This window comes from Psychrobacter sp. SWN149 (assembly GCF_015864565.1).
In the GTDB taxonomy this organism is placed as follows: domain Bacteria; phylum Pseudomonadota; class Gammaproteobacteria; order Pseudomonadales; family Moraxellaceae; genus Psychrobacter.
In genome coordinates this window covers 190223-213701 of the sequence record NZ_JADYWX010000004.1, presented here as the reverse complement: position 1 = coordinate 213701, position 23479 = coordinate 190223, and the positions used below count along the sequence as shown (strand labels likewise).

The window sequence follows — 23479 nt, the reverse complement described above, 5'->3', positions numbered from 1 at the left end:
TGGAGCAGACCCTACATATACATGAAGTAAAAATATATTTTACGGTATCTTGTTAGGATCGGTTATTCAAACAATGAATTACGAATCACCTAATAGGTAATATCAATCAACCAGTACTAAAGCGTGATTTGGATTTAGTGTGCTATTTTTTGAAGGGTTTTAGAAGATTTGAGGCTTCGCGAACGAAACCTCAATATTTAGCGACAATTGATATAAGCGTTCTATCTATCTCAAAGCTACTTATCCCAAAGCTATCCTAACCAGTATTGCGTAAACCTGCAGCTAGCGCATTGATACTACGGATTAATGGGTCTTCTACATTAATGTCGCCATGTGCCGAATCGTTCGGCGTATCCTGTTGTCTAGCACGCTTCAATAGCTCAATCTGTATATAGTTAATCGGGTCTAGATAAGCGTCTCGCCACTGTAGGGATGAAGCAAGATTCTGCTGATTGGATAATAAAGAGTCTTGCTCAAGCAGAGAGTTCAGGCCTGAATTGGTCAGCGTGTGTTCATCCGTGACAGCTGTCATAATTTTTTCGCGTAACGGCTCATCATCACACAGTTGGCTATAGGCCTCGGCAATATTCATATTGGCTTTGGTAAAGGCCATTTCGATATTACTGATAAACACGCTAAAAAACGGCCAGTGCTTATTCATCTCTTTCATTAATGCCTCGTCAGCTTTGACACTATGCAGCGCACTACCGACGCCATACCAAGCAGGTAGGGTAAAGCGTGCCAATGACCAACCAAACACCCAAGGAATCGCTCGCAAGGTGGTTTTACTTGGTAGGCCTTTTTTGCGATGGGCTGGACGTGAGCCGATGTTTAATAAAGAGATTTCTTGAACAGGGGTGACCTCAGAGTAGAATTTATAAAACCCTTCGGTATGATCGGTCAGCTCGCGATAGCGTTGTTCACCTGCGTCTGCTAAGCGTGCGAACAGCGCTTCGTAATTTGGTAGCTCAGTAGGTTGCACCACAAACCTTGAAGAGCAGGCTTTGAGTGTGCCCGTGATACCCATGGTTAGCTCAAATACAGCGGTATCAGTATTGGCGTACTTGGCATAGAGCACTTCGCCTTGTTCAGTCACTTTAATCTGACCATGTAGCGTGCCAGCGGGCTGTGCGGCGATGGCATTATGCGTTGATCCACCACCACGGCTCACAGATCCACCGCGACCATGGAACAGTCGTGTTTTAATGCCATATCGCTCAGCGATATGGTTGATAGTTTGCTGTGCACTATAAAGCTGCCACGCCGAGGTGATGATGCCGCCATCTTTCGATGAGTCTGAATAACCCAGCATGATCTCTTGCGTGTTATCAGTATTCTGTAGCAGTCCACGATACAGCGGATTGTCCAATACGGCAGGCAAGATTTTATCGATGTTTTTAAGATCTTCAATGGTTTCGAACAATGGTGCGACAGGTAGGTCAGCAGACAATTGACCGTCATCATCAATCCTGCATAAGCCTGCAAACCGCATTAACAGCAACACTTCTAGTAGCTGACTGGCATTATTAGTCATTGAAATGACGTAACTGCCAAAGGTGTCTTGGCCAACCAGTTTGCGTAGGGTGGCAACTGAATTCATCAGTGCCAACTGCTCGCGTGTTTTGTCTGCTAGGTTGTCAGTATAGATGAGTGGTGTGCCCGGTTTTTCTAGCAAGCGTGTTAGCCACTCTCGACGCTCTACTTCATTGAGCGTTTGATAGTCTGGCAGGTTAGAGGCACTGGCAAAAATATCAGCAATGACTTCGCCATGATAAGACGATTCCTGACGGATATCGAGCGCAGCTAGATGGAAACCACAGGTTTTGACCAGACGAATCACATCGAGTAATAACCCATCTGCATGTGCTGTGTCATGAGTATTCACGCTATGACGGATAATGCGTAGGTCTTCTAGTAATTCTTCTGGGTTGGTATACGCATCTTTTTCGGCCTCGATATCCGTGCCTTTGCTTTGAATGCGGCGATTGGTGGCTTTGACTTTAGTCAGAATGATAGAGAGCAGTCGACGATAAGGCTCATTACTGTAATCATCGAGATTGTAGTCAAATACCCGCTGATCGAGCTCATCGTAGCTTTTTATTTTGTTATATACGTCAGAAGATACGGTCACGATAGTGTCGCTATGAATAAGCTGTCGGCGCAGTTTTTTGATCAATACTTGGTAGTGACGCAGCACGGTATCAGCATGCATCAACACGGCACGCTCTGTGGTTTCAAAAGTCACAAAAGGATTGCCATCTCTATCGCCACCGATCCAAGAACCGAAGCTCATAAAGGCAGGTAGTGGATAATCGGTCAGCTCTGGGTAGATATCGACGATGGCTTTTTTGATATTGCGATACACTTTAGGAATGGCATTAAACAAGCTGGCATTAAAGTAGTGTAGTCCATTATTGATCTCATCATATACCAATGGCTTACGCGTACGCACTTCATCAGACGACCATAATAGATCAATCGTTTGCGAAGTTTGAGCCTTTGCTTGCTCGTACGCAAAACTGTTTTCAGACACATTGTTCAAAGCATCACTATGCGTGAATAGACTTTGTAAGATATTCATCGTCGTGCGGCGGCGCGCCTCTGTGGGATGCGCGGTGAATACGGGGATAAATTTCAACTGGTCAATCAGCTCTTTCATCTGAGCCGGCTCAATATTTCGCTCACGGCACTCAAGCAAGGTACGACGGAACGAGCCTTCCCAGCTATGTTCTGACTGCATACGCTGGGCATGTCGCTGTTCCCGCAAGTAGTTTTCTTCACTTAGATTGGCCAAGAAAAAATAGATAGAAAAGCCGCGTATGACATTTTTTAAGGTTTGGTTATCCAAAGAGGCAATAAAGTCGATAAGCTGCTGCTTATGCGTGTCATTAGGCTCACGGCGTTGCTGGATAAACCCTTTACGTAGCGTCTCGATCGTATGTAGGGTGTGTTCACCAGATTGGCGAGAGATTGCTTCGCCCAAAAAAGAACCCAATAAGCTGATGCGTTTACGTAGTACGTTGTTATCTAGTGTCATCTTCAACCTTCCTATCAAATGAGTGGTTACAATACTATGGTTATCTTATACGTAATATCCTTATGGTTTTTTGCAATTTAACATAAATAGGTGAGGCCTGCTTGATGTTGATAGCAACTTTTTTACTAGTAGATATTAGCAGACCTCTGATGCACTACTATTAGAGCGATTTTTTATGACCATGCTCATTGCTATACTCTATCCAAAAGTCCGCATTATCCACTCCAGCCTTTCTAGGATCAAAGACAGGGTTTATACCTAATTTCATCTGCTCGTCGTAGTCTTTTAGAACTTTTAGAGCAATTTTACTTAGTAGTAAAATAGCAATGAAATTTAAGTAGCACATACTACCAAACCCTATATCACCTAACGCCCACATCATACCGATTGACTGGACACTACCAGTGAAACAAACGATTAAAAAGACCAGTTTGAGTACATGTTTGAGAATGGGGTAGCGCAGTTTATTGTCCAAATAGACCAACGTAGTTTCGGCAATATAGTAATAAGCAACCAAGCAGGTGAAAGCGAATAAAAAGATAGCAATCGCAACAAAGCCACTTCCATACTGGTTAAAGACAGTAGATACGGCGGCTTGGGTAAATGCCGTACCAGCTTCAATACCAGGCATATTATCAACTAGGGTTACACCTTCAGGGGTCACCACGTTATACATGCCAGTTGATAGAATCATCAACGCTGTTGCAGTACAGACAAGCACCGTATCGATGTAGATAGAGAAGCTTTGCACTAAGCCTTGTTTGGCAGGATGTGATACTTCGGCTGCCGCTGAGCTAAAGGTCGCTTCGCCAGCACCCGCAACGTTTGAGAAAACAGCACGGCGTACGCCCCAAGAGATAGCAGTTCCAACCATACCACCAAACACTGCATCCATGCCAAAAGCACTCTTAAATATAAGTGCAAACATTGCAGGAATATTTTGAGCGTTAAATGCCAATACAATCACCATCATAAGGATATAACCGATTGCCATGACAGGTACGACTTTTCCTGCAAAATTAGCAATACGCTTTACACCGCCAAATATAATGATACCTAAGAGTACGACTAGGATAATCCCTGTTACAACAGGCGGAATATTAAATGCTGTATTAAAAGAGTCCGCAATGGTATTGGCCTGAACACCAGGCACTAACACGCCGTAAGATAGACAGGTCACGATAGCGACGATGATAGCAAAAGGTTTTAGCTTCAATCCTCTTTCAATATAGAACGGGGAGCCGCCACGATATTGATCACCGACCTTATGTTTGTATACCTGCGCTAAGGTAGACTCAATAAAAGCGCTAGCACCACCTAACACACCCATAAAAATCATCCAAAATACCGCCCCAGGGCCACCTGCCGCAATGGCTGTTGCAACCCCAGCAATATTACCCACACCAATACGTCCTGATAGCGCCATACAGAAAGCTTGGAAGGAGCTAATCCCAGCTGATGAGCTTTGTTTATCGAACAACAACCTGATCATTTCTTTGAAATAACGGATTTGTACGGCACGAGTCACAATCGTAAAATATATGCCGACACCTAACGCAAGATAAACTAGGGCGTCACTCCAAATATACCCGACGATAGTATTGATGATATTTTCCATAACTTTACTTCCTTGTAGTGTTTTCGGTTATGCTGACTTGGGCGTGGATAGTGGACAATATCAGTTTTTAGTTCACCAACCAGATAGTTTTGGTTTGGGTATACTGGGACAACGCCTCTAAGCCATTGTCACGACCGCCGAAGCCTGATTGTTTATAACCACCAAAAGGTGTCGTAATATCGCCTTCAGAGAAACCATTAATCGAGACGGTACCAGCTTTAATAGCGGATGCCACGCGGAATGCACGATGGATGTTTTGTGTATAAAAGGATGCAGCAAGCCCATAATCACTCTGATTGGCGAGCTGAATAGCTTCCTCTTCGGTTTCAAAACTTGTGACAGCTAAAAGTGGACCAAAAACTTCTTCTTTAAACAGCGTCATGTCTGGGCTTACATTATCAAAGATGGTCGGCTCGATATACCAGCCACTACCGAGTTCATCGTGGATACGTCCACCTGCGATCAAACGAGCACCTTCCGTTTTGGCAGTATTAAGGTGTGATATTACTTTCTCAAAATGCGCTTTTTCGATCATTGGCCCAATAGCGACCTCGGGGTCGTAAGGATGACCAACCTTCCAAGACTGAAGACCTTCTTTTAATAGCGTTAACAACGCTTCTTTTTGGCTAGAGTGGACAAGTAGACGTGAACCACAGCTACAGTTTTCGCTCATATTCCAAAAGGCAGCGGATAAAATATGCTCGATGGTTTGTTCATTGATAATGGCATCTGCAAAGACGATTTGAGGGCTTTTGCCACCACACTCTAAGACGACTTCCTTAAGATTGCTTTGTGCAGAGTACTGTAGAAACAGTCGACCGACCTCAGTTGATCCTGTAAAAGAAACCATATCAACATCCATATGCTGACCGAGTGCCGCACCTACTTCTTCACCGAGCCCACAGACTAACTGTAACGCCGCTTTTGGCACGCCAGCCTTGTACGCCAATTGTGTTAATCGATATGCTGAGAGCGAGGTCAATTCAGCAGGTTTAACAATGACTGAGTTGCCGGTTATTAATGCGGGTGCAACTTTCCATGCATACATTTGTGCTGGGAAGTTCCATGGTAGTACTGCACCCACTACACCAATAGGCTCTTGTACTACAAGGCCTAGCGCATCAGCACCAGTAGGAGCAACCTTGCCAAAAACTTTATCAGCCGTTTCGGCGTACCATTCAAAGGTTTCAATCGTAGCGGGCAGGTCAGTGTTGAGGCATTCAGTAATAGGCTTGCCTGCATCGACACAATCTAAGGCAGCTAACTCATCCATATGCTCATGCATTAACTGACACCAGCGCTGCATGATAGATTTGCGCTCTGCAGGAGACATCCGTCGCCACTCACCATGTTCAAAAGCGTCTCTGGCTGCCGTTACCGCCGTATTAACATCTTGCCGACTTCCATTAGCAATACTACCTATGCAGGTATTATCAATAGGGCTGTAGTTAGGGAGTGTTGTCTCGGATACTGGTGCTGTGGTATCTATTAAATGGCCTGCCCAAAGCTGTTGGTTGCTGGCGAGTTCAAAGACTTGCGCTGTGGTCATACTCATTAGATTGTCCTTTTATATACAATGGTAGGAACGATAAGAATGGTACGATGTATCAAGACAGGAGTGCTAAAAATGACTGAGTCTCTTCTTTTGACATATCAGTCAAAGGTAGTCGTACTGACCCAACATTGATGCTCCCGTTAATGCAGCCTGCTTTGGCCTTTTGGTTATATTTTCCAGACTCCATAGAGTGGATAGCAGGATACATGGCTGTCATCAGTTCTTTAGCACGGTTCCAATCGCCTTTTTGTGTGGCTTCAAACAATGCAACTTGTTCTGCTGGAAATACGTTAGCCGCACCAGCGATCCAGCTCTTAGCACCCCAAAAGAAGAAATCTACTGGTTGGTCATCACAACCACAAACCACTTCAAAGTTTTCAAAATCAGCCTGTAGCATACGTAATGCATGGCTAAAATCGCCGCTGCTTTCTTTGACACCTACAATATTGGGATGTTTGGATAAATACGCGACGGTTTCAAACTCAATGCTTACACCGACTCGTGCTGGAAAATTGTACATAATGATAGGTAGGTCAGTGGCATCAGCGACGGTTTCAAAATGCGCAATAATGCCGTCTTGGTCTGGTAGGCTATACGGATTGGCTGATAACATTAAGCCGTTGTAACCCAAGTTTTTGGCTTGATGAGCAAGTTCGATAGAATGATTGGTCGATAAACTGTTGATACCTGCAATCAGAGTGACTTTGCCTTTGGCAGCATCAGCGATAGTGGTCAAAACCAGTTCACGCTCTGCAGGAGAGAACGTGTAGTATTCACCCGTTGTACCGCAAGCTACGATTCCGGTAACGCCTTTTTCTATGAATACATTGACCAGTTCGGTTAACTTTTGAGTGTCGATATCTCCATTAACATCGAAAGGAGTAACGATAGGGACTAAAACGCCATGAATGTTCATATAAATATCCTTATTTGGAAGTAAAAGCCGTTAGTAAGCCATGAGCTGTTAGCGACGTTGTTGGTTCTATGAGTTGTCATAGAGATAAGATGTTCGATTATTATTTAAAAGATTTACGTTTGAAGCGATTTAGACGATAGGCAGTAGGATCTACCATGGTAGTATCTCCAAAGTACAAAGCTGCGATCATCTGTGCGCTTACGACAGCTTGGGTCAGACCTAGATGCTGATGACCAAAGTTTAAAAAGACTGAATTACGTCTATCTATGATGGGTAGCGAGTCTGCTGTAGAAGGTCTAAACCCCATCCATTGCGTATTGCTGTCGCTATTTAGTGGGGTCTTTAGCATTGCTTGAGCTTGTTTCAACAGCATATTCGCACGGTTCATGTTTGCCGGCGCCTCAAGTCCTGCATACTCAACAGTGCCAGCCAAGCGCAGTCCTTTTTCCATTGGTGTCATAATAAAGCGGCGATCCATGCTAGAAATAGGGATGTTGAGACGCTGACTTTCGTTAGGAAGCATCAGGTGATAGCCTCGCTCTGTATCCATTGGTACTGAGACACCTGTTAGCTGTTTGGCTAAGGCTTTGGAATGAGCCCCTGCTGCGAGCATAACTTTGCTGGCATGAAGCTGCTTTTGGGTCGTCGTCAAACGAATACCATCAGTTATTACTTCCGCGCTCAAGACACGGCAATTTTCATAAATTTGACCACCAAGCGATCTAAAAATAGTGCTTAATTTATGGGTAATAGCTTCTATATTGGTGATATGACCTGTCTCTGGAAAAAACAAAGCACCCAGTTGATTGTCTTTTAACGCAGGCTCAAGATCTGTCAGTGTTGACTGTGAGAGTAGGCTGTTAGAAACCCCTAAACTATTTAAGAGTTGACCGTGTTCAGTCAGTACTTTTAGACTGTTGGGTGTCTCTGCGGTTAATACAGATCCTTGTATTTGTACCCAAGAATGTAACTGCCACTCTTTGGCAAAATCTTGCCAAGCTTGAAGGCTCTGTGCATTTAATGCCAAAAGCGCTTGATGACTGCATGCAAACGGTTCGGTACGCATGTTAAGTAACAACTTGAACGCCCATGGTGCTAAGCGTGGAAGATAGCGCCAGTCTATCCGCAGAGGTCCTTCAGGGTTAAATAGCATGGCAGGAACATGTCGTAGAATGCTGGCATCAGCAATAGGAAAGACCTGTTCAGTAGCAATGTGACCTGCGTTGCCATAAGTTGCACCGCGAGCGATTTTATCCGCTTCCAAAATCGCAACTTTTACTCCGCGAGACTGTAGGGTAACCGCAGCACATAGCCCAATAATGCCACCACCGATGATATGTATATCAAACACTTGTGCGTCCATGAGAGTCTCGCTTTTCTGACCTTGCTGAGCAATGATTGGTTACTTCCTAAAAGCTATATAAACTGCGATTTATAAAGAGATACCCCATTTGAACGGATCGCTGTCTTGAACGATGAGAGAGGTTTCTGCACATATATAGGCGTACCCTCTGATCGTGGGGATAATAGTATTGATAGGATGGTTATGAAGAGGGCTATGATTACTAAGTACATCAATAGGCTGATAGCTGGCACTAAAGACACTGCCAATAATGCTTTGCTGATACCAAGTCTCACCAGGTGCGAGTACATTGTCTGCGGCTAAACAAGCCAATTTGGCACTGGTGCCAGTACCACAGGGAGAGCGATCGTAGGCAGATCCAGGGCATAATACGAAGTTTTTGCTGTTAGTGCCGGCGAGATCGCTCTTGCCAAACAGTTCTATATGATCAATTTCGCCATTGTCAGCACCCGTGATTCCAGACTTATGAAGTGCTTTCTTAATCTGTATGCTAAATTGAGTAAGCGCCTTAACATTATTGGCTTCAATAGCTTGCTTATGATCGTTGATTAAGAAAAACCAATTACCACCCCAAGCGATATCTCCGTAGATAGGACCGATATTGGGTACTTGAACTTCTACTTGTTTTTGGTAGCGATAAGAGGGGACGTTCTGGACGCTACAACTACCATCATCATGCAAGGTTGCTTTAACTAGACCTACGCTTGTTTCTAGATAGTGATCACCAGCGGTTATCTTTTGTTGATAAGCTAGAGATGCAATAACACCGATCGTGCCATGGCCACACATACCTAAATAGCCATGATTATTAAAGAAGATCACGCCAGCCGTGGCACGAGGATCAGAAGGTGGGCACAAAAGCGCTCCGACAAGTACGTCATTACCACGGGGTTCTAAAATAATGCTTTGACGCAAATGATCGAAGTTCTGTTTGAAGTCTTGAAGCTTTTCTTGGATAGTTTGTCCACTAAGCTCAGGAAATCCTGCATGCACCATGCGAGTAGGTTCACCGCCAGTATGCGAATCAATAATCTTAAGAGTGAAAAGCGTATCAAACATGACTGTCTACCTGATTCATCCGTGAGTTAATATACTGTTAGCGTTATTCATGAATGAACAAGGCGTAAATATAGAATGACGTTTTTCAGAAAAGCAGTCTTGATGTTTTTATATGAATAAATGCGCATTTCTGCACAGGTTGTAAAGATATTTAAGAGTATAAATATTGTGTAGCACCCTAAAATAATTGAAAAGCTCGGCGATAAGCTTGAGATACTATATGGGAATATACCGATGCGGCCGTTAGTATTAGAAGCACCTATAAAACAACTATCAAAACACCTACAGATTTATCAACCAGCCAATTTTGATGAGTTTGTTGGCAACATATCTTTATTGATGCCTTTATTTGATACTATGAAAAATGTGGTATTTTTTGTTAAAGATGACCAGGCATGTTATCGATTAGTCAGTAAAACGCTCATTAAACGTAGCGGGCTTAAAAACAAAAAAGCACTGATAGGACTGACTACAGAGCAAGTTTTTTTGAAGTCTCAAGGCAAGGATTATCTCAATCAGGATTTGAGAGTATTGAGGGAAGGCAGGGAGATTATTGATAAATTAGAACTTCATAGTTATGCATCAGGACAGTTGGGGTGGTGTATCACGCAAAAAATCCCCGTCTATGATGTAGAAAATCGTATTGTAGCGATGGTAGGTATATCAGTAGATATTGATGAAGATAACGAGCGGATATTACGCAAGCACGCTCGATTGGCAAGCGTAGATCAATACGTACGAGACAATCTTGATCAAAAAATTAATATTGGTCAGTTAGCGAAATTGGCAAATCTCAGTCAGTCGCAATTAGAGCGTACCTTCAAGGCAGTACTGAATATGTCACCCATTCAGTTTGTACAAAAAATGCGCCTAGAGCATGCCATTCGACTACTAGCGAATCATAAGCTGACAGTAACTCAAGTCTCTTTGAACTGTGGATACGGTGATCATAGTGCCTTTAGTCGGCAGTTTAAGCAATTTACTGGCATGTCTCCTATGCACTTCCGTAAAATACATTTCGAAGAACCCTAAATAAAAGCAAACAAATATGGTTTTTGATTCTAAAATAACTCTCTAACGACTCCGAAGATTATCTATATAGTCTGCCCAGTCTTGCATCATCTGTACTCTGGTCTCGATCTCATCGAGGCGGTTATAAGCCCCGCCGTGGGTGTCTTTGATACGGTGACCCAGCTGCAATTCTGTCACGATATCTGAATAGCGCAGCTCCGGTTGCTCCATGAGCAAGGTCTTGGCAGAAGCGCGAAATCCGTGGGCACACTGTACATCTTTGTATCCCAATCGATGAAACACTTGTACGAGCGCAGCTTTGCTGATGTATGCATTGCTCGAAGCACGCATCGATGAAAATACGTACTTCTGATGTCCTGTGATTGCCTGCATGTCTCGCAAACGCGCAATGACTTGCGTCGCTAGCGGCACAACTAAGTGCGACACCATGTCTTCACGTCCTTCGCCTTTGGTAGGCGAGAATGACCATACATGGTTATCCCAATCGATGTCATCCCAGCGCATCGAACGCAAATCGATACTACGCACAAACACATAAGGCAATAAATTCATTGCCGCGAGCGTCGTGCTACTGGCACCTCTAAAATCAGACATATCTTTTAGAAGCGTCGCAAATTTTTCAGGCTTAGTGATGGCGGGCAAGTGCTTACCTGAGTTGGCAGGGGCCAGCTCGCCGCGAGTATCGATAGCCACATTTCTGTCACACAGTCCGCGTGCGACCGCGAATGAAAATACTTTTTCCGTATATAAACGAGTGCTCGCACCAACGAAGGTCGCTTGGTTCTTGTTGTTTTGAATCGACTCGCACACGGTCAATATGATTTCACTGGTGATGTCATTCATTCGTAGGTCACCAATCTCTTGACACATATAGCCCAAACACAAATCCCAAAACTTGAGCGTTGATTCACTAAATGCCGCTCTGTTGGCTTTACCTTTATCACGCCCTGTTATCTTATTAGCGCGCCATGCCTGAACCACTTCAGCAAAAGGGGCGTTTTTTAAATGGGCGTATTTATTGGTTTTTTCCTGTTGGTGGCGAGCTTTGGGGTCAACACCTTTTGCGACCAGCTCGAGTATCGACTCTGCTTGGTATTTGACCTCATATAGACTGATGTCGTCCACATTACCCAGCATCATTTTGGGGCGTTTGCCCGTCAGATGTGGATGGCTATAGCGCAGATAATATGTCTTTTTGCCATTGGGAGAAACCCGCACACTCAGACCAGCAATACCCGGCACAGTGACTGAATATTGCTTTTGCTTAGTAACAAGGCTATTGATATCGCTAAGACTGTGGATTGGCATTCATTATTCCATGATGGTTATACAATCAGTTTAAGACCATTTGTCGTTAAATAAACGCATGACGGTATATATTAAATGTGGCAGTAAATAACTGAATGCCTTGCGCAGTATGGGATTAGCATTAGTAAATCAACGTATAGCATCTGCTTATCTCTATATCCACTTATTATTTCCTAATGGACACCAATAAGGACACCTGTTTTTTAATTATTTAATATAATATTTTTATTATCAGGTACTTATCTATTAATCATCCCCAAGCTACCCTTGGGGATGATTGTATCATAATTGGCAAAATAATGAGCAAATAGGGCACAGACTCGGAGTGAGCCGTGCATTTATTGGCTTATATGTGATTATCGCTAAACTTTATAGACATAAATATTTCTAAAAAACCATCCTAACGCCTTATATATTAAGACTTTTAAGGATTTTTTTACATATATTTTGCTCGTGTACGCGCACAGAATAATAAAAGTAGGGTCATAGTACTACTCTGTGCAAATTTAAAAACCAGTTTTTATCATCAATCGGTAGTGCTCATGAAAGTGAATGGGATTATTGCCGATTGCGACTTGGTGCTTATTACTTGGAAACAGAAACAGAAGCTGCATGACTGAATCTACATAACGGAAACTTGAAATATAGAATATGGTTGACAATATCAACCATATTCTATATAGTTGCTTATATCAACTATATGTAGAGGGTCGGATGTCTAAGAACTCATTGAGCGAAACATTGCATCAACTGATGCACACTTATACCAATCTATTGCTTGAAGGTATTAAGCGTCAAGAGCTGGAATTGTCAGTGACACATATCAGAACCCTAAAAAGCGTTTATTACAATTCTGAGAGCACCGCCAAATCCATTGCGGAGCGTATTGAGCGAGATAAGGCACAAATCACACGTGCATTGAATGATTTGTTAGCCGCTGACTTAATTGTCAAAAAAGCCAATCCGCTAGATGGTCGTAGCCAGCTGTTACAACCAACCGCTAAAGGCGAGGCAGTGATGGAAAAGCTTAATGCAGCAGAAGATTGGGCGCGTGGGCAACTGACAAAAAATCTCACCATCGTTGAGCTGTCACTGTTTTTTCAAGTCAGTCGCACGATGATCGACAATGTCAAAAACAGCGCAAGCAATAGTGTTGGTGAGTAAGTAGTCATTATGAATTGACCCTCACTTACCACAATTTCAGTAGTAATAAATGTCAGTAGTAATAAATGTCAGTAGTAATAATTGAAAATTGCTATTAACGATACTCAAGTCTAAACAACCCTAATAACAGTTAATAGCTGCAAAAATGGAAAAATATTATGAATAATACGATTAGCCAAACACCTGTACGAGAAGTCATGACCGTGGCTGATAAGCAAATGCTGACGCCGCACTATATTCGCATTTATCTGACCGCGCAGCCTGATACGATTGCCAATATTGCCACCATGACTATAGGGGCAAACAACAAAGTTGCCATTCCTATCGATAAAACCCAAGCCCTTGACCTCAATGATAAGTCTAGCTTTGTGATACGTACTTATACCCATCGCGGCGTAGATGTTGAGAAACAACAGATCTGGATTGACTTTGTTGCTCATGGTGATGCAGCGCCTGCCTCAGGCTGGGCCACCCATGCTCAAGTGGGTGATGAGCTGGGTGTGATGATGAAGCCAAAAAACAAGGCGCTTTGTCCTACCACAGATCATATATTATTGGCGGGTGATGCCACTGCCATACCAGTGCTTGGCGCGATACTAGAGAGCCTGCCTGCTAGCACTAGCGGCCACTGCATCATCGAAGTGCATGGGCTAGAGGACGAACAAGATCTGCCAACGGCTGCCAATATAAAAATGACATGGATACACAACGCGGATCCTATGCAAGGCGGTCAATTGATTAATGCCGTAAAAGCGCTCACGCTACCAGATGCCGCGCAAAGCCGCTTTGCTTATGGGGCGAGTGAGTTCGAATCAGTCAAAGCCATTCGTCAGTATTTAAAAGGTGAGCAGCAGTGGTCGAAAGACGAGCTGTATGCTTTTTCTTATTGGAAAGCAGGTGTGGCTGAAGATCAGTCCGCAAATGCTCGCCGCGAAGAAAAAGACGCAGAGTGATTCAGACGATATTGGTTACGATAGGAAGGTAATAATGGCTTTGCAAAACAGTTTGTTGCTTAATACGAATGGCAAAAAAACACCGCTACTGCATAAAGTGTTGTTAGTACTCGCCATAATGACGGTCATGGGCGGGTTGTTGACCGGCATCATGACTTATATGAATGTGGGGTATACCAGTAGCTTTTTTGTCGATTGGTCTAAAGCCCTGCTATCCGCTTTTGCGGTGATGCCCATTGGTATTCTACTCATTGGGTTGATAACCAAAGGTGTTAACCGGCTGCTACCTGATATGAAAGCACATAAGCGTAATCTCATCGTTGGCGTACTGATGGCTTGCGCTATGGAATCAATGTTGGCGTTTAGCACCGCGACCAATACCATTGGTTTTTCGGACACAGCCGCCTTTTTGCATGGCTGGCTAGTAGGATTTTTGGCGGCGCTGCCAGTTGGCGTGACATTGATGATCATTATTTCTCTGACCATCAAACCCAAGATTGAGGCCTTTTTAAAGAGTTAAAAACGAGCATTGCAAAACAGCCATGCTAAAAAATTAGACACTAAAAAGTCCAAAAAACGATGTTTTTTGGACTTTTTATTTGTTTTTTGTCCGTTTTTAGCCTGTTATTTCTGTGTTGTCGCATCTCCTGCGAAGTGCTGGCTCAACGCCTGAATATGCTCAGGGCCAATACCGCAGCATCCGCCAATCAATGATGCACCTTGCGCTTGCCATTTTTGCGCCCAAGTAAGATAAGCGGGCGGGGTGAGGTCGTCACGCACTTCATTGAGCGTATCATTTGCAGCGGCATCTTTTGGTTGTGGCGGAAAGGCATTTGCATATGCCCCTAGCTTGATATGCGCCGCGTCTTTTTCTTGCAACACGTTTTGGGCAACCTCTAGCGCCTGATTGATCACTTCAGGCTGGCAACAGTTAAACAGTATCGCCTCGATATTGAGGTCGGCCATTGTTGCCACCGCTTCTTGCACCGTCTCCCCTGAACGCAGACGAGGTACGTCGATATCCATATTATCTTCTAAAGTAAAAGCAACCCACAGTGGCTTATCGTCCATATCTAGTGTGCTCAGTAGCTCACGAACTGCCACAGACTCTGCGATTAGGCTTTGGGTTTCAGCCAACCAAAAATCCACGTGCGGACTCAAACCTTTTATAAGCGGGGTGCCAATATCTTCTAAGTGTTCAGCATCAAACAAATCTGCGCGATATGAGCCAAATAGTGGCGGGATAGAGCCTGCTACTTTAGTCGCCGTACCTTCCAGCGTGACTGCTGCACGTGCCATTTCTCCTGCTGAGGCAGCCAACGCTTGAGCTTGATCAGCAAAGCGTTCTACGCCAATATGAAAGGGAACTAGGGCATAACTGTTGGTGGTAATGACATCTGCGCCGCTTTGGATATAAACGCGGTGTACGTCACGGACGATTTCGGGTGCTTCTATCATCGCGAGCGCCGACCATTCAGGTTGGCGAAACGGTGCACCGCGCTTGGCAAGTTCTCGTCCCATGCCACCATCAATAATTGTGGTTGTTTTAATTGGCATAATAAGTCCCTCTTTATTGTGAGTAGCTGAGCCTACTAAGGCTCGATAATCGATCCGATATGAAAGACGTATGTCAAATAGAGTGTCTTTCAACTGACAGCTGATAAATCGACTATGTTTTAAAAAATAGAATGATATTATGGGGCAAGATATTAGGCGCAATGGCAGATAGATGCAACCAAGAGTTTGGTAAATTCGTAAATTTGAGCCTTAAAACTTAAGCCTCAAAACTGGGTACTTAATCTTCTTATATCATCATTCTATATATGTCATTATTATCAAACACAAAAAAGCAGATATCATCGATATCTGCTTTTCTATATTTCAGAATTATTCATTCAAGCAATGACTAGCCTTGAGGCGTGATCAAGTACTTCTCACCAGTGGCTTGCTTGCCATATTTGGCGATTGACTTTAACTGTAAGGCTTCTTCTAGTGTTACTTCATGCGTATAGCTGCTTGCGAAGGTAGTAGTGATCTCTTCTGCAACTCTTTGACGCATTGACATGACTGTTTTGGTACCCAGTTTGCCTAGCGCATTGAATAACAAGAAACCATTCACACCCCAAGAAAAACCAAAGTTACGATTTAGCGTGATAGGACCACGGTTTAATGCACCATAGACATAGGCTTGCTTGAAGGTGTTTGAGCCATATACGCTGTATTCTTCTACATCACGGGTGATGGCTGCTTCCATGCAGTTCAAAATATCGCTGGTTAATTGACCGCCGCCGATAGGATCGAATGAGATAGTGGCGCCTGTTTCGACAATCGCTGCCGTCAAGTCCTTGAGGAACGTGTCACTGCTTGAGTTGACCACATATTTTGCGCCCATATCACGTAGTAGTTTTTCTTGCTCTTCTTTACGCACGATATTGATCAAATCAACACCATCGGCCATACAGATGCGGTTAAGCATTTGGCCAAGGCTAGATGCTGCCGCTGCATGAATGATGGCTTTGTGGCCTTCCGCACGCATGGTTTCGACCATCGCTAATGCGGTAAGTGGATTCACAAAAGAAGAAGCCCCTTCTTTAGCCGTCGTGCCTTCTTTTAGTACCAAGCAGCTTTTTACATTGACACAGTGGTACTGACGATAAGTACCGCCACCAATGACGGCAACCATCTTGCCCATCAATGCTTGCGCTTCAGGCGATGAGCCTGCGGCAATCACAGTACCAGCGCCTTCATTACCTACTGGTGTGTCTTTACCAACGCGAGTTTTGAGTGATGGCATATACTTGGCTGGCACGTCAGCAGTAACGACTGGGCTTTGCTCGGTGCCTGACTGTACTGCAGTCGACATGTCAGCCGCGCTGAACATAACCCCAAAATCAGAAGGGTTCAATGGGGCTGCTTCGATACGAACGACGATTTCATCTGCGCCCGGCGTTGGCATATCAATGTCTTGCAAGCTGAGGGTCAGTTTGTTGTCATCACTAACCGTTGAAATAAGTTGTAAGTTTTTATCTGTCATAAAGTTTGCTCCTGCAAATCGTTATAGTTATTGAACCAATGACGGTATTGTATTGGCTCTCTTTTTAATTATTGAATAAAGGTCGTTCTGTAGTTAAATACTTTTTAATCTCGAACCAGTTAGCATCGAACTAGCCAGCGTTTGCGGCTTTAATTTGGGCTGTCACATGCTGCATGAATTCAGGCATGTTCGCTTGGCTATCTGCCTGAACGCTTTGTGCGATGTCGGTTTTACTCATGGCTTTGTTCCATTCTTTCATGCCTTCCACTTCTGCCAGTACATCCCACTCAAGCTGAGTAGATCCAAAAGCGTTGACAATGGTGTTGACGTGATGCACATAGATGTCAGCCATGGTGAATTGCTCACCTGCAATCCAAGGCGAGAATTTACATAGGCGATTCATGGCAATAATACCGCGGCCCAATACTTGACGTACTTCATCTTTGATTGCGTTAGGTGCTTGAGTACCAGAAAACACATACGGAATCAATCGGCGGCATGGTAGCTCAAAATACAGCTCTGCGATTTTCATGATTTGGCGTACGGTGGCACGTTCTGCAGCATCTTTAGGATAAAGCGGTTTTTCAGGGTAAGTCTCTTCTAAAAAATCACAGATCACGCTCGACTCTGACAGATTAAAGCCATCAGGCATCGTGATAGCAGGTACTTTGCCCACTGGGCTAACGGTAAGTAGATCATCACTACCAGCGTATAGCAGATCTTCTTGGAATGGCAGTTCTTTGTATAAAAGGGCGTGTTTCACGATATTGTAATAGTTGCTTGCGGCAAAACCATGCAAAGTAATCATAAGTCCATTTCCATTATTAGAGTAAAAGTTGTAGTTTTTAATTTAAACACATTATTACTGGTTTTAATGTGGTTATATATAAGGGAAAACGTGAATCACTATTGCTTTTTAAGCAACAATAAGACCAAAATACTTAAAATCAGTGATTAATCAATGATCAACCAATAGTCAACTAGCGATAAGATGGAGAGATTAATTGGATCAATTACGGGCAATACGCTATTTCAGCAAAGTCGTCGAAACCGGCAGTTTCACCCAAGCGGCAAAGGCGTTCGATGTACCGCCATCCTCACTATCGAGGCGAGTGTCTGATTTAGAAAAAAGCCTCGGCGCAACATTATTAAAGCGCTCGACGCGTCTGGTTAAGCTGACCGAAGTCGGGCAAGTATACTACAACGATATGCAGCACATATTGAACCAGTTAGAGCAAAGCAAAGAGACGGTGAGAAGCTACCAGACGACACCTATGGGACGGCTACGCATTAGCTCGATGGTGGGATTTGGTGAAAAAATACTGCTACCGTTGTTAGATGAGTTCAGTGCGCTATACCCTCAGATTATATTGGACGTCAGCTTAAGCGATGAGCTGTCGACGCTCGGCCGTGATGATGTTGATATTGCCATTCGTGGTGGCTACGCGCCCAATGAGAGGGTGATTGCCATCAGGCTCATGGACAATGGCTTCATCCCCGTCGCTGCACCCGCATATCTGGCAAAAAATGGCACACCAAGTCATGTGATGGAGCTCAAAGAGCATAACGGTCTTTATTTTAAAACACCCTCAGGGGCAACGCCTTGGTTGTGTTTTATGAATGATCAGTGGCATGATGTCTCAGGGCCTATCGTCGCAATCTCAAACAGCGGACCGTGGCTGGCAAGAAAAGCCTGCAATGGTGAGGGTATCCTAATGTCGACTCGGTGGGCACTGGCCTCATATCTTGAGTCAGGTGCGCTACAAGAGCTAACCTTTGAGCACAAGCTGGCCATTACTCAGCATGCGGAGATGGCGGTGTATTTGTTATATCAAAAACAGCGCTACCTAGTGCCGAAGGTCAAAGCGGCGGTGGATTTTTTGGTAGATAAGATAAAAGTCATTGACGAGCATTGAGCATCAGTCAGTATGAACGTCACGATATAAAAGCATGATAAATGCATGGACAGGCTAAAACAAAAAATCATAGGGAAATAGAGATGAATAGAGCACCCGTTGCAGTTGTCATTGGCGCAGGTGATGCCACTGGCAGCGCTGTTGCCAAACGATTCGCAAAAGAAGGATTTACCTTGTGCGTGACCAGAAGGCATGTCGACAAATTGAGCACTTTGGTCAGTGATATTGAGGCCGCTGGCGGGATAGCAAAGCCCTTTGGCTGTGATGCGCGTGTCGAGCAAGAGATGATTGAGCTGTTTGCACATATCGAACAAGACATCGGGCCGATTGAGGTGGTGGTGTTCAACATCGGCGCAAATGTTCATTTCTCTATCGTAGACACCACAGAGCGAGTGTATCGAAAAGTGTGGGAGATGGCAGCATTGGCGGGATTTTTGACAGGCAAGGAAGCGGCAAAGGTTATGACTCCCCGTGCAAAAGGCACCATTATCTTTACGGGTGCAACGGCATCACTGCGCGGTGGCAAAGGCTTCTCTGCATTTGCTAGTGCTAAGTTTGCACTACGGGCGCTGGCACAAAGCATGGCTCGAGAGCTTGGCCCACAAGGCATACATGTGGCGCATCCTATTATTGATGGCGGCATTGATACTGCCTTTATTCGTGATAATTTCCCTGAGCGCTATGCCCTAAAAGATCAAGACGGTATATTAAATCCGGAGCATATCGCAGAGCAGTACTGGCAACTGCATTGTCAGCCAAGAGACAGCTGGACGCATGAGCTTGATTTGCGCCCATGGTTAGAGACTTTCTAACGGCCATCTAATAGCCATTAACGTTAAACCCTTTATCCTCTAACTCACAATCACCCAATATATTTTGCAAGGATGGCATTACTATGACAAAAACAGTCGAGTTTTTCTTTGATGTAGGCAGTCCAGCCAGCTATTTGGCATGGACACAATTAGACGCGATAGCACAGCGTCATGACGCCAAAATTATCTGGCGACCTATGTTGCTTGGGGCTGTTTTTCAAGCGGTTGGTAATACCTCGCCCGCAGCAGTGCTTGCCAAAGGTGCCTATATGCTGCGCGACCTGAAACGTTTTGCCAAAATGTATAACGTGCCGTTTCGCTTTAATCCGTTTTTCCCGTTGAATACGATGCAACTGATGCGCGGCGCTACCGCTTATCTCGAACAACCTGAGTTTCAAGCGTATATAACAGCCGTGTTTAATGGTATATGGGCGGAAAAACTGAATATGGAATCACCAGAAGTCATCGCTGACGTTCTGTCCAAAGCAGGGATTGATGCCACTGATTTTATGAATCGTATTGGCCAGTCTGAGGTGAAAGAGCGCTTGAAAGCCATCACTGAAGAGGCGGTCACACGAGGGGTATTTGGCGCACCGAGTTTCTTTGTAAATGATGAGATGTTTTTTGGGCAAGACCGCTTAGACTTTGTTGATGCTGCTTTAGGCGATTGGCAGTAAGGAACTATGCTGGCATGCTCTATATGGCGAAGGTAGTTTCTATTGACCCTGTCCTAGATCATCCAGAATAGCGCAATCTGCATTATCATCGCCTGCGCAATGATCAAAAGAGTTCTGTAGCGAATTGACCATCTCTTGCAATTGGGCAATTTTTTGGTTTAGCGTTTCGATATGCTCTTGTGTCAGTTGCTTAACATCTGCACTCTGACGGTTGGCATTTTTGCGCAGATATAGTAACTCTTTCATTTGCTTGGATGAGAACCCCAAGTCACGAGAATGTCTCAAAAAGCATAAGTCGTCGATATCGTCTTTAGAATACAAGCGATAACCTGAGTTCGAGCGATTGACTGTTTCTAGCAAGCCAATCTGCTCATAGTAGCGAATCATTTTGGTAGAGATACCTGATTGCTTTGATGCTTGACCAATATTCATATTTATCCTCCTAACTTAAAAAGGGACTTAAATAACAAAAGGGTTTAAATAACCTGTGTATTTAAACCCTATATGGATATCCTTTACGATTCTACATTCACTCTGTAGCGGTTTAGTAGTTCACTGACTATACTTTAAAGTACTTGAGGCGTAACGCATTACCCAATACGAAAACAGAGGATAGCGCCATTGCCGCTGCCGCAAAAATGGGTGAGAGTAAAATACCAAAGGCGGGATATAGCACACCTGCGGCAATCGGAATCAAAGCAACATTATAAATAAATGCCCAAGCCAGATTTTGTCTGATATTACTGATAGTTGCTTTACTCAAGGCAATCGCAGTAGGTACACCTTGCAGACTACCTGACATTAGCACCACTTCAGCCGCCTCAATCGCAACGTCTGTGCCTGTACCAATGGCCAATCCAACATCGGATTGAGCCAATGCAGGGGCATCATTGATACCGTCACCAACAAATGCCACTCGGCCATATTGTTCTTGCAACTGGCGTATTGCATCCACTTTGCCTTCGGGTAATACTTCTGCCACTACCTGATCGATATTTAATTTTGCAGCAATCGCTTGGGCGGTATGGCGATTATCGCCTGTAATCATGGCCACTTTTAAGCCTAACTGATGTAGTGCGGCAATGGCAGCATGAGTCGTCTCTTTAATAGGGTCGGCAACGGCAATGATAGCAGCCAACTGCTGGTCAATCGATACGTAGAGTGGGGTTTTACCTTCTTGCCCCAAACGTAGCGTATCTTGTTCAAAAGGCGTAACATCAAGCCCCAATTGTTGCATATAACGATCCGCGCCAATATGAATCACTTGGCCTGCCACGTTTGCTTGAATACCCAAACCTGTCATCGCCTCAAAGTCAGTGATAGGCAGCAGTTGAATATTCTGTTGTTCTGCGGCTTGTACAATGGCTAAGGCAATGGGATGCTCAGATTTTGCTTCAACCGATGCCACCACACGTAAGACTTGTTCTTTCTCAAATCCTTGTTGGACTTGAAAATCCGTTAACGTAGGTTTGCCTTCAGTCAATGTGCCTGTTTTATCAACGGCAACCACGCTCACATCCTGAAGCATTTGTAGCGCTTCACCCTTACGAAATAGCACACCCAATTCTGCACTACGACCCGTACCAACCATAATAGAAGTCGGGGTGGCCAATCCCATTGCACAAGGGCAGGCTACAATGAGCACGGCGACCGCATTGATTAAGCCGAAGGTCAAGGCAGGGTCAGGGCCAAAAATCAACCAAACTATAAAGGTCAATGCTGATAAAAACATCACCGCTGGTACAAACCACAGGGTGACTTTATCCACCAATGCTTGAATCGGTAATTTAGAGCCTTGGGCTTGTTCTACCATACGAATGATTTGCGCTAATACAGAATCTTCACCAATGGCCGTTGCCCGAATATTCACGGTGCCGTTTTGATTGATAGTACCGCCGACCACTTGATCGCCGGCTTGTTTTTTCACAGGGACAGGTTCACCGGTGATCATTGATTCATCAATATAACTGTGACCGTCAACCACCTCGCCATCAATAGGCACACGTTCGCCTGGACGAATCTCAACCATCATTTGTGCGGTGACGTTTTCTACAGGGACTTCAATGACTTTACCATCTTGGTGAACACGGGCCGTTTTTGCCTGCATGCCCACCAAATGCTGAATAGCCTCAGAAGTACGACCTTTAGCCTTTGCTTCAAAATAACGACCTAATAATATCAAGCTCACAATCATGGCAGCGGCTTCGTAATAGACGTGCACCGTGCCTTCAGGTAGCGCTTGCGGGATAAAGGTTGCTATCAGCGAAAAGCCATACGCCGCGATAGTACCAATCGCCACTAGCGAATTCATATCTGGCGCAAAACGCAATAAGGCTGGCACGCCTTTCTGATAAAAGCGGCGGCCTGGAAAGAGTAGTACCAATGTGGTCAAAACAAACTGTATCAACCAACTTTGCTGAGTGCCGAGGTTATTCACTACCCACATATGAAAGGTGGGAATCATATGCGAGCCCATTGCTAGAATGAATACGGGCAGTGACAACAGCGCAGAAAGCCCCAAATCTCGTTTAAGCTGATTTTGCTCTGATGCTTTCTTATCTTGTCGGTCACTTTGGTCTTGTTCTACCAGTTTGGCCTCGTAGCCCGCTTTTTTAACCGCCTCAATTAAGTCGCTCGTTTGTATTTGAGCATCGCCTTTAATCCAAGCGCGTTCAGTCGCAAGGTTTACCGTGGCGTGTTGCACGCCAGCGACTTTGGCCAAGGATTTTTCTACTCGCCCAACGCAAGAGGCACAGCTCATGCCTTCTATGGATAGCTCGATGGGCTTGGTTTCAGTCACCTTATAGCCTGCGCGCTCTACCGCTTTGTTTAACTGGGCAACATCTACAGGCTGAGATGAATAAACAGTCGCCTGTTCAGTGGCAAGATTTACCTCGGCGTTTTCAACGTGTTCAATATTCTTTAATTGTTTTTCGATACGCCCGACACAAGACGCGCAACTCATGCCTTCAATGCTAAGTATTTCTTGATAAATAGGGGCTTTAGTATTTTTTGTTTTCATAACAACCTCTGTC

At 44.4% G+C, this 23479-nt stretch carries 19 protein-coding genes; 7 read left to right on the top strand and 12 right to left on the bottom strand.

Going from position 1 to position 23479, the window contains the following annotated elements; translation table 11 throughout:
• Positions 1-256 precede the first annotated feature (256 nt).
• The 6 genes from ppc to I6E86_RS08160 form a co-directional block, all read right to left on the bottom strand.
• The gene (gene ppc, locus I6E86_RS08185) at positions 257-3037 is read right to left on the bottom strand and encodes a phosphoenolpyruvate carboxylase (RefSeq protein ID WP_197176874.1); all 2781 of its coding nucleotides are present in this window, start codon (positions 3035-3037) and stop codon (positions 257-259) included.
• Positions 3038-3197: 160 nt separating this feature from the next.
• Positions 3198-4655, bottom strand: coding sequence for an alanine/glycine:cation symporter family protein (locus I6E86_RS08180; protein WP_197176873.1), 1458 nt, complete (start codon positions 4653-4655; stop codon positions 3198-3200).
• A 67-nt stretch (positions 4656-4722) separates the two neighbouring features.
• On the bottom strand, positions 4723-6210 hold the full coding sequence (locus tag I6E86_RS08175) for an aldehyde dehydrogenase (protein WP_197176872.1): 1488 nt from the start codon (positions 6208-6210) through the stop codon (positions 4723-4725).
• Between the two features lie 52 nt (positions 6211-6262).
• The gene (gene dapA / locus I6E86_RS08170) at positions 6263-7126 is read right to left on the bottom strand and encodes a 4-hydroxy-tetrahydrodipicolinate synthase (RefSeq protein ID WP_197176871.1); all 864 of its coding nucleotides are present in this window, start codon (positions 7124-7126) and stop codon (positions 6263-6265) included.
• 100 nt (positions 7127-7226) lie between these two features.
• Positions 7227-8489 (bottom strand): NAD(P)/FAD-dependent oxidoreductase, encoded by a 1263-nt coding sequence (locus I6E86_RS08165; RefSeq protein WP_197176870.1) that lies wholly within the window; start codon positions 8487-8489, stop codon positions 7227-7229.
• A gap of 69 nt (positions 8490-8558) precedes the next feature.
• A complete protein-coding gene (locus I6E86_RS08160; protein WP_197176868.1) occupies positions 8559-9548 on the bottom strand; it encodes a proline racemase family protein in 990 nt (329 codons plus the stop codon).
• A 234-nt stretch (positions 9549-9782) separates the two neighbouring features.
• On the opposite strand from I6E86_RS08160, the gene I6E86_RS08155 reads away from it, so the two are divergent.
• Positions 9783-10580: a helix-turn-helix domain-containing protein gene (locus I6E86_RS08155; protein WP_197176864.1), complete on the top strand. Its 798-nt coding sequence runs from the start codon at positions 9783-9785 to the stop codon at positions 10578-10580.
• A 42-nt stretch (positions 10581-10622) separates the two neighbouring features.
• On the opposite strand, the gene I6E86_RS08150 is transcribed toward I6E86_RS08155, so the two are convergent.
• A complete protein-coding gene (locus tag I6E86_RS08150; RefSeq protein ID WP_197176863.1) occupies positions 10623-11888 on the bottom strand; it encodes a tyrosine-type recombinase/integrase in 1266 nt (421 codons plus the stop codon).
• A gap of 714 nt (positions 11889-12602) precedes the next feature.
• Between I6E86_RS08150 and I6E86_RS08145 the strand changes: the two genes are divergently transcribed.
• The 3 genes from I6E86_RS08145 (at position 12603) to I6E86_RS08135 (ending at position 14525) form a co-directional block, all read left to right on the top strand.
• On the top strand, positions 12603-13052 hold the full coding sequence (locus tag I6E86_RS08145) for a MarR family winged helix-turn-helix transcriptional regulator (RefSeq protein WP_197176856.1): 450 nt from the start codon (positions 12603-12605) through the stop codon (positions 13050-13052).
• Positions 13053-13210: 158 nt separating this feature from the next.
• Positions 13211-14005, top strand: a complete 795-nt coding sequence (locus tag I6E86_RS08140; RefSeq protein WP_197176854.1) for a siderophore-interacting protein — start codon at positions 13211-13213, stop codon at positions 14003-14005.
• Between the two features lie 34 nt (positions 14006-14039).
• Positions 14040-14525: a DUF2798 domain-containing protein gene (locus tag I6E86_RS08135; protein ID WP_197176853.1), complete on the top strand. Its 486-nt coding sequence runs from the start codon at positions 14040-14042 to the stop codon at positions 14523-14525.
• Between the two features lie 104 nt (positions 14526-14629).
• On the opposite strand, the gene I6E86_RS08130 is transcribed toward I6E86_RS08135, so the two are convergent.
• From I6E86_RS08130 to I6E86_RS08120, 3 genes are all read right to left on the bottom strand, one after another.
• Complete coding sequence (locus tag I6E86_RS08130; protein WP_197176852.1) at positions 14630-15562, bottom strand: homocysteine S-methyltransferase family protein; 933 nt, start codon at positions 15560-15562, stop codon at positions 14630-14632.
• 349 nt (positions 15563-15911) lie between these two features.
• Positions 15912-17039, bottom strand: a complete 1128-nt coding sequence (locus tag I6E86_RS08125) for a zinc-binding dehydrogenase (protein ID WP_197176850.1) — start codon at positions 17037-17039, stop codon at positions 15912-15914.
• Between the two features lie 130 nt (positions 17040-17169).
• On the bottom strand, positions 17170-17847 hold the full coding sequence (locus I6E86_RS08120; RefSeq protein ID WP_197176848.1) for a glutathione S-transferase family protein: 678 nt from the start codon (positions 17845-17847) through the stop codon (positions 17170-17172).
• Between the two features lie 196 nt (positions 17848-18043).
• Here I6E86_RS08120 and I6E86_RS08115 point away from each other — a divergent pair, with 196 nt between their 5' ends.
• The 3 genes from I6E86_RS08115 (at position 18044) to I6E86_RS08105 (ending at position 20444) form a co-directional block, all read left to right on the top strand.
• A complete protein-coding gene (locus I6E86_RS08115; RefSeq protein ID WP_197176846.1) occupies positions 18044-18955 on the top strand; it encodes a LysR family transcriptional regulator in 912 nt (303 codons plus the stop codon).
• Between the two features lie 83 nt (positions 18956-19038).
• Positions 19039-19767: an SDR family oxidoreductase gene (locus tag I6E86_RS08110; RefSeq protein ID WP_227680596.1), complete on the top strand. Its 729-nt coding sequence runs from the start codon at positions 19039-19041 to the stop codon at positions 19765-19767.
• An 83-nt stretch (positions 19768-19850) separates the two neighbouring features.
• The gene (locus tag I6E86_RS08105; protein ID WP_197176842.1) at positions 19851-20444 is read left to right on the top strand and encodes a 2-hydroxychromene-2-carboxylate isomerase; all 594 of its coding nucleotides are present in this window, start codon (positions 19851-19853) and stop codon (positions 20442-20444) included.
• A gap of 39 nt (positions 20445-20483) precedes the next feature.
• Here the strand turns inward: I6E86_RS08105 and cueR are convergent, their stop codons facing one another.
• Entirely contained in the window at positions 20484-20876 is a 393-nt protein-coding gene (cueR, locus tag I6E86_RS08100; protein ID WP_197176840.1) for a Cu(I)-responsive transcriptional regulator, read from the bottom strand.
• 127 nt (positions 20877-21003) lie between these two features.
• Positions 21004-23466 (bottom strand): heavy metal translocating P-type ATPase, encoded by a 2463-nt coding sequence (locus I6E86_RS08095; RefSeq protein WP_197176838.1) that lies wholly within the window; start codon positions 23464-23466, stop codon positions 21004-21006.
• Between the last annotated feature and the right edge of the window lie 13 nt (positions 23467-23479).

Excerpts from the sequence above, each read along its gene's own strand:
- ppc (WP_197176874.1), bottom strand. The coding sequence starts at position 3,037 with ATGACACTAGATAACAACGTACTACGTAAACGCATCAGCTTATTGGGT.
- I6E86_RS08180 (WP_197176873.1), bottom strand. The coding sequence starts at position 4,655 with ATGGAAAATATCATCAATACTATCGTCGGGTATATTTGGAGTGACGCC.
- I6E86_RS08175 (WP_197176872.1), bottom strand. The coding sequence starts at position 6,210 with ATGAGTATGACCACAGCGCAAGTCTTTGAACTCGCCAGCAACCAACAG.
- dapA (WP_197176871.1), bottom strand. The coding sequence starts at position 7,126 with ATGAACATTCATGGCGTTTTAGTCCCTATCGTTACTCCTTTCGATGTT.
- I6E86_RS08165 (WP_197176870.1), bottom strand. The coding sequence starts at position 8,489 with ATGGACGCACAAGTGTTTGATATACATATCATCGGTGGTGGCATTATT.
- I6E86_RS08160 (WP_197176868.1), bottom strand. The coding sequence starts at position 9,548 with ATGTTTGATACGCTTTTCACTCTTAAGATTATTGATTCGCATACTGGC.
- I6E86_RS08155 (WP_197176864.1), top strand. The coding sequence starts at position 9,783 with ATGCGGCCGTTAGTATTAGAAGCACCTATAAAACAACTATCAAAACAC.
- I6E86_RS08150 (WP_197176863.1), bottom strand. The coding sequence starts at position 11,888 with ATGCCAATCCACAGTCTTAGCGATATCAATAGCCTTGTTACTAAGCAA.
- I6E86_RS08145 (WP_197176856.1), top strand. The coding sequence starts at position 12,603 with ATGTCTAAGAACTCATTGAGCGAAACATTGCATCAACTGATGCACACT.
- I6E86_RS08140 (WP_197176854.1), top strand. The coding sequence starts at position 13,211 with ATGAATAATACGATTAGCCAAACACCTGTACGAGAAGTCATGACCGTG.
- I6E86_RS08135 (WP_197176853.1), top strand. The coding sequence starts at position 14,040 with ATGGCTTTGCAAAACAGTTTGTTGCTTAATACGAATGGCAAAAAAACA.
- I6E86_RS08130 (WP_197176852.1), bottom strand. The coding sequence starts at position 15,562 with ATGCCAATTAAAACAACCACAATTATTGATGGTGGCATGGGACGAGAA.
- I6E86_RS08125 (WP_197176850.1), bottom strand. The coding sequence starts at position 17,039 with ATGACAGATAAAAACTTACAACTTATTTCAACGGTTAGTGATGACAAC.
- I6E86_RS08120 (WP_197176848.1), bottom strand. The coding sequence starts at position 17,847 with ATGATTACTTTGCATGGTTTTGCCGCAAGCAACTATTACAATATCGTG.
- I6E86_RS08110 (WP_227680596.1), top strand. The coding sequence starts at position 19,039 with ATGAATAGAGCACCCGTTGCAGTTGTCATTGGCGCAGGTGATGCCACT.
- I6E86_RS08105 (WP_197176842.1), top strand. The coding sequence starts at position 19,851 with ATGACAAAAACAGTCGAGTTTTTCTTTGATGTAGGCAGTCCAGCCAGC.
- cueR (WP_197176840.1), bottom strand. The coding sequence starts at position 20,876 with ATGAATATTGGTCAAGCATCAAAGCAATCAGGTATCTCTACCAAAATG.
- I6E86_RS08095 (WP_197176838.1), bottom strand. The coding sequence starts at position 23,466 with ATGAAAACAAAAAATACTAAAGCCCCTATTTATCAAGAAATACTTAGC.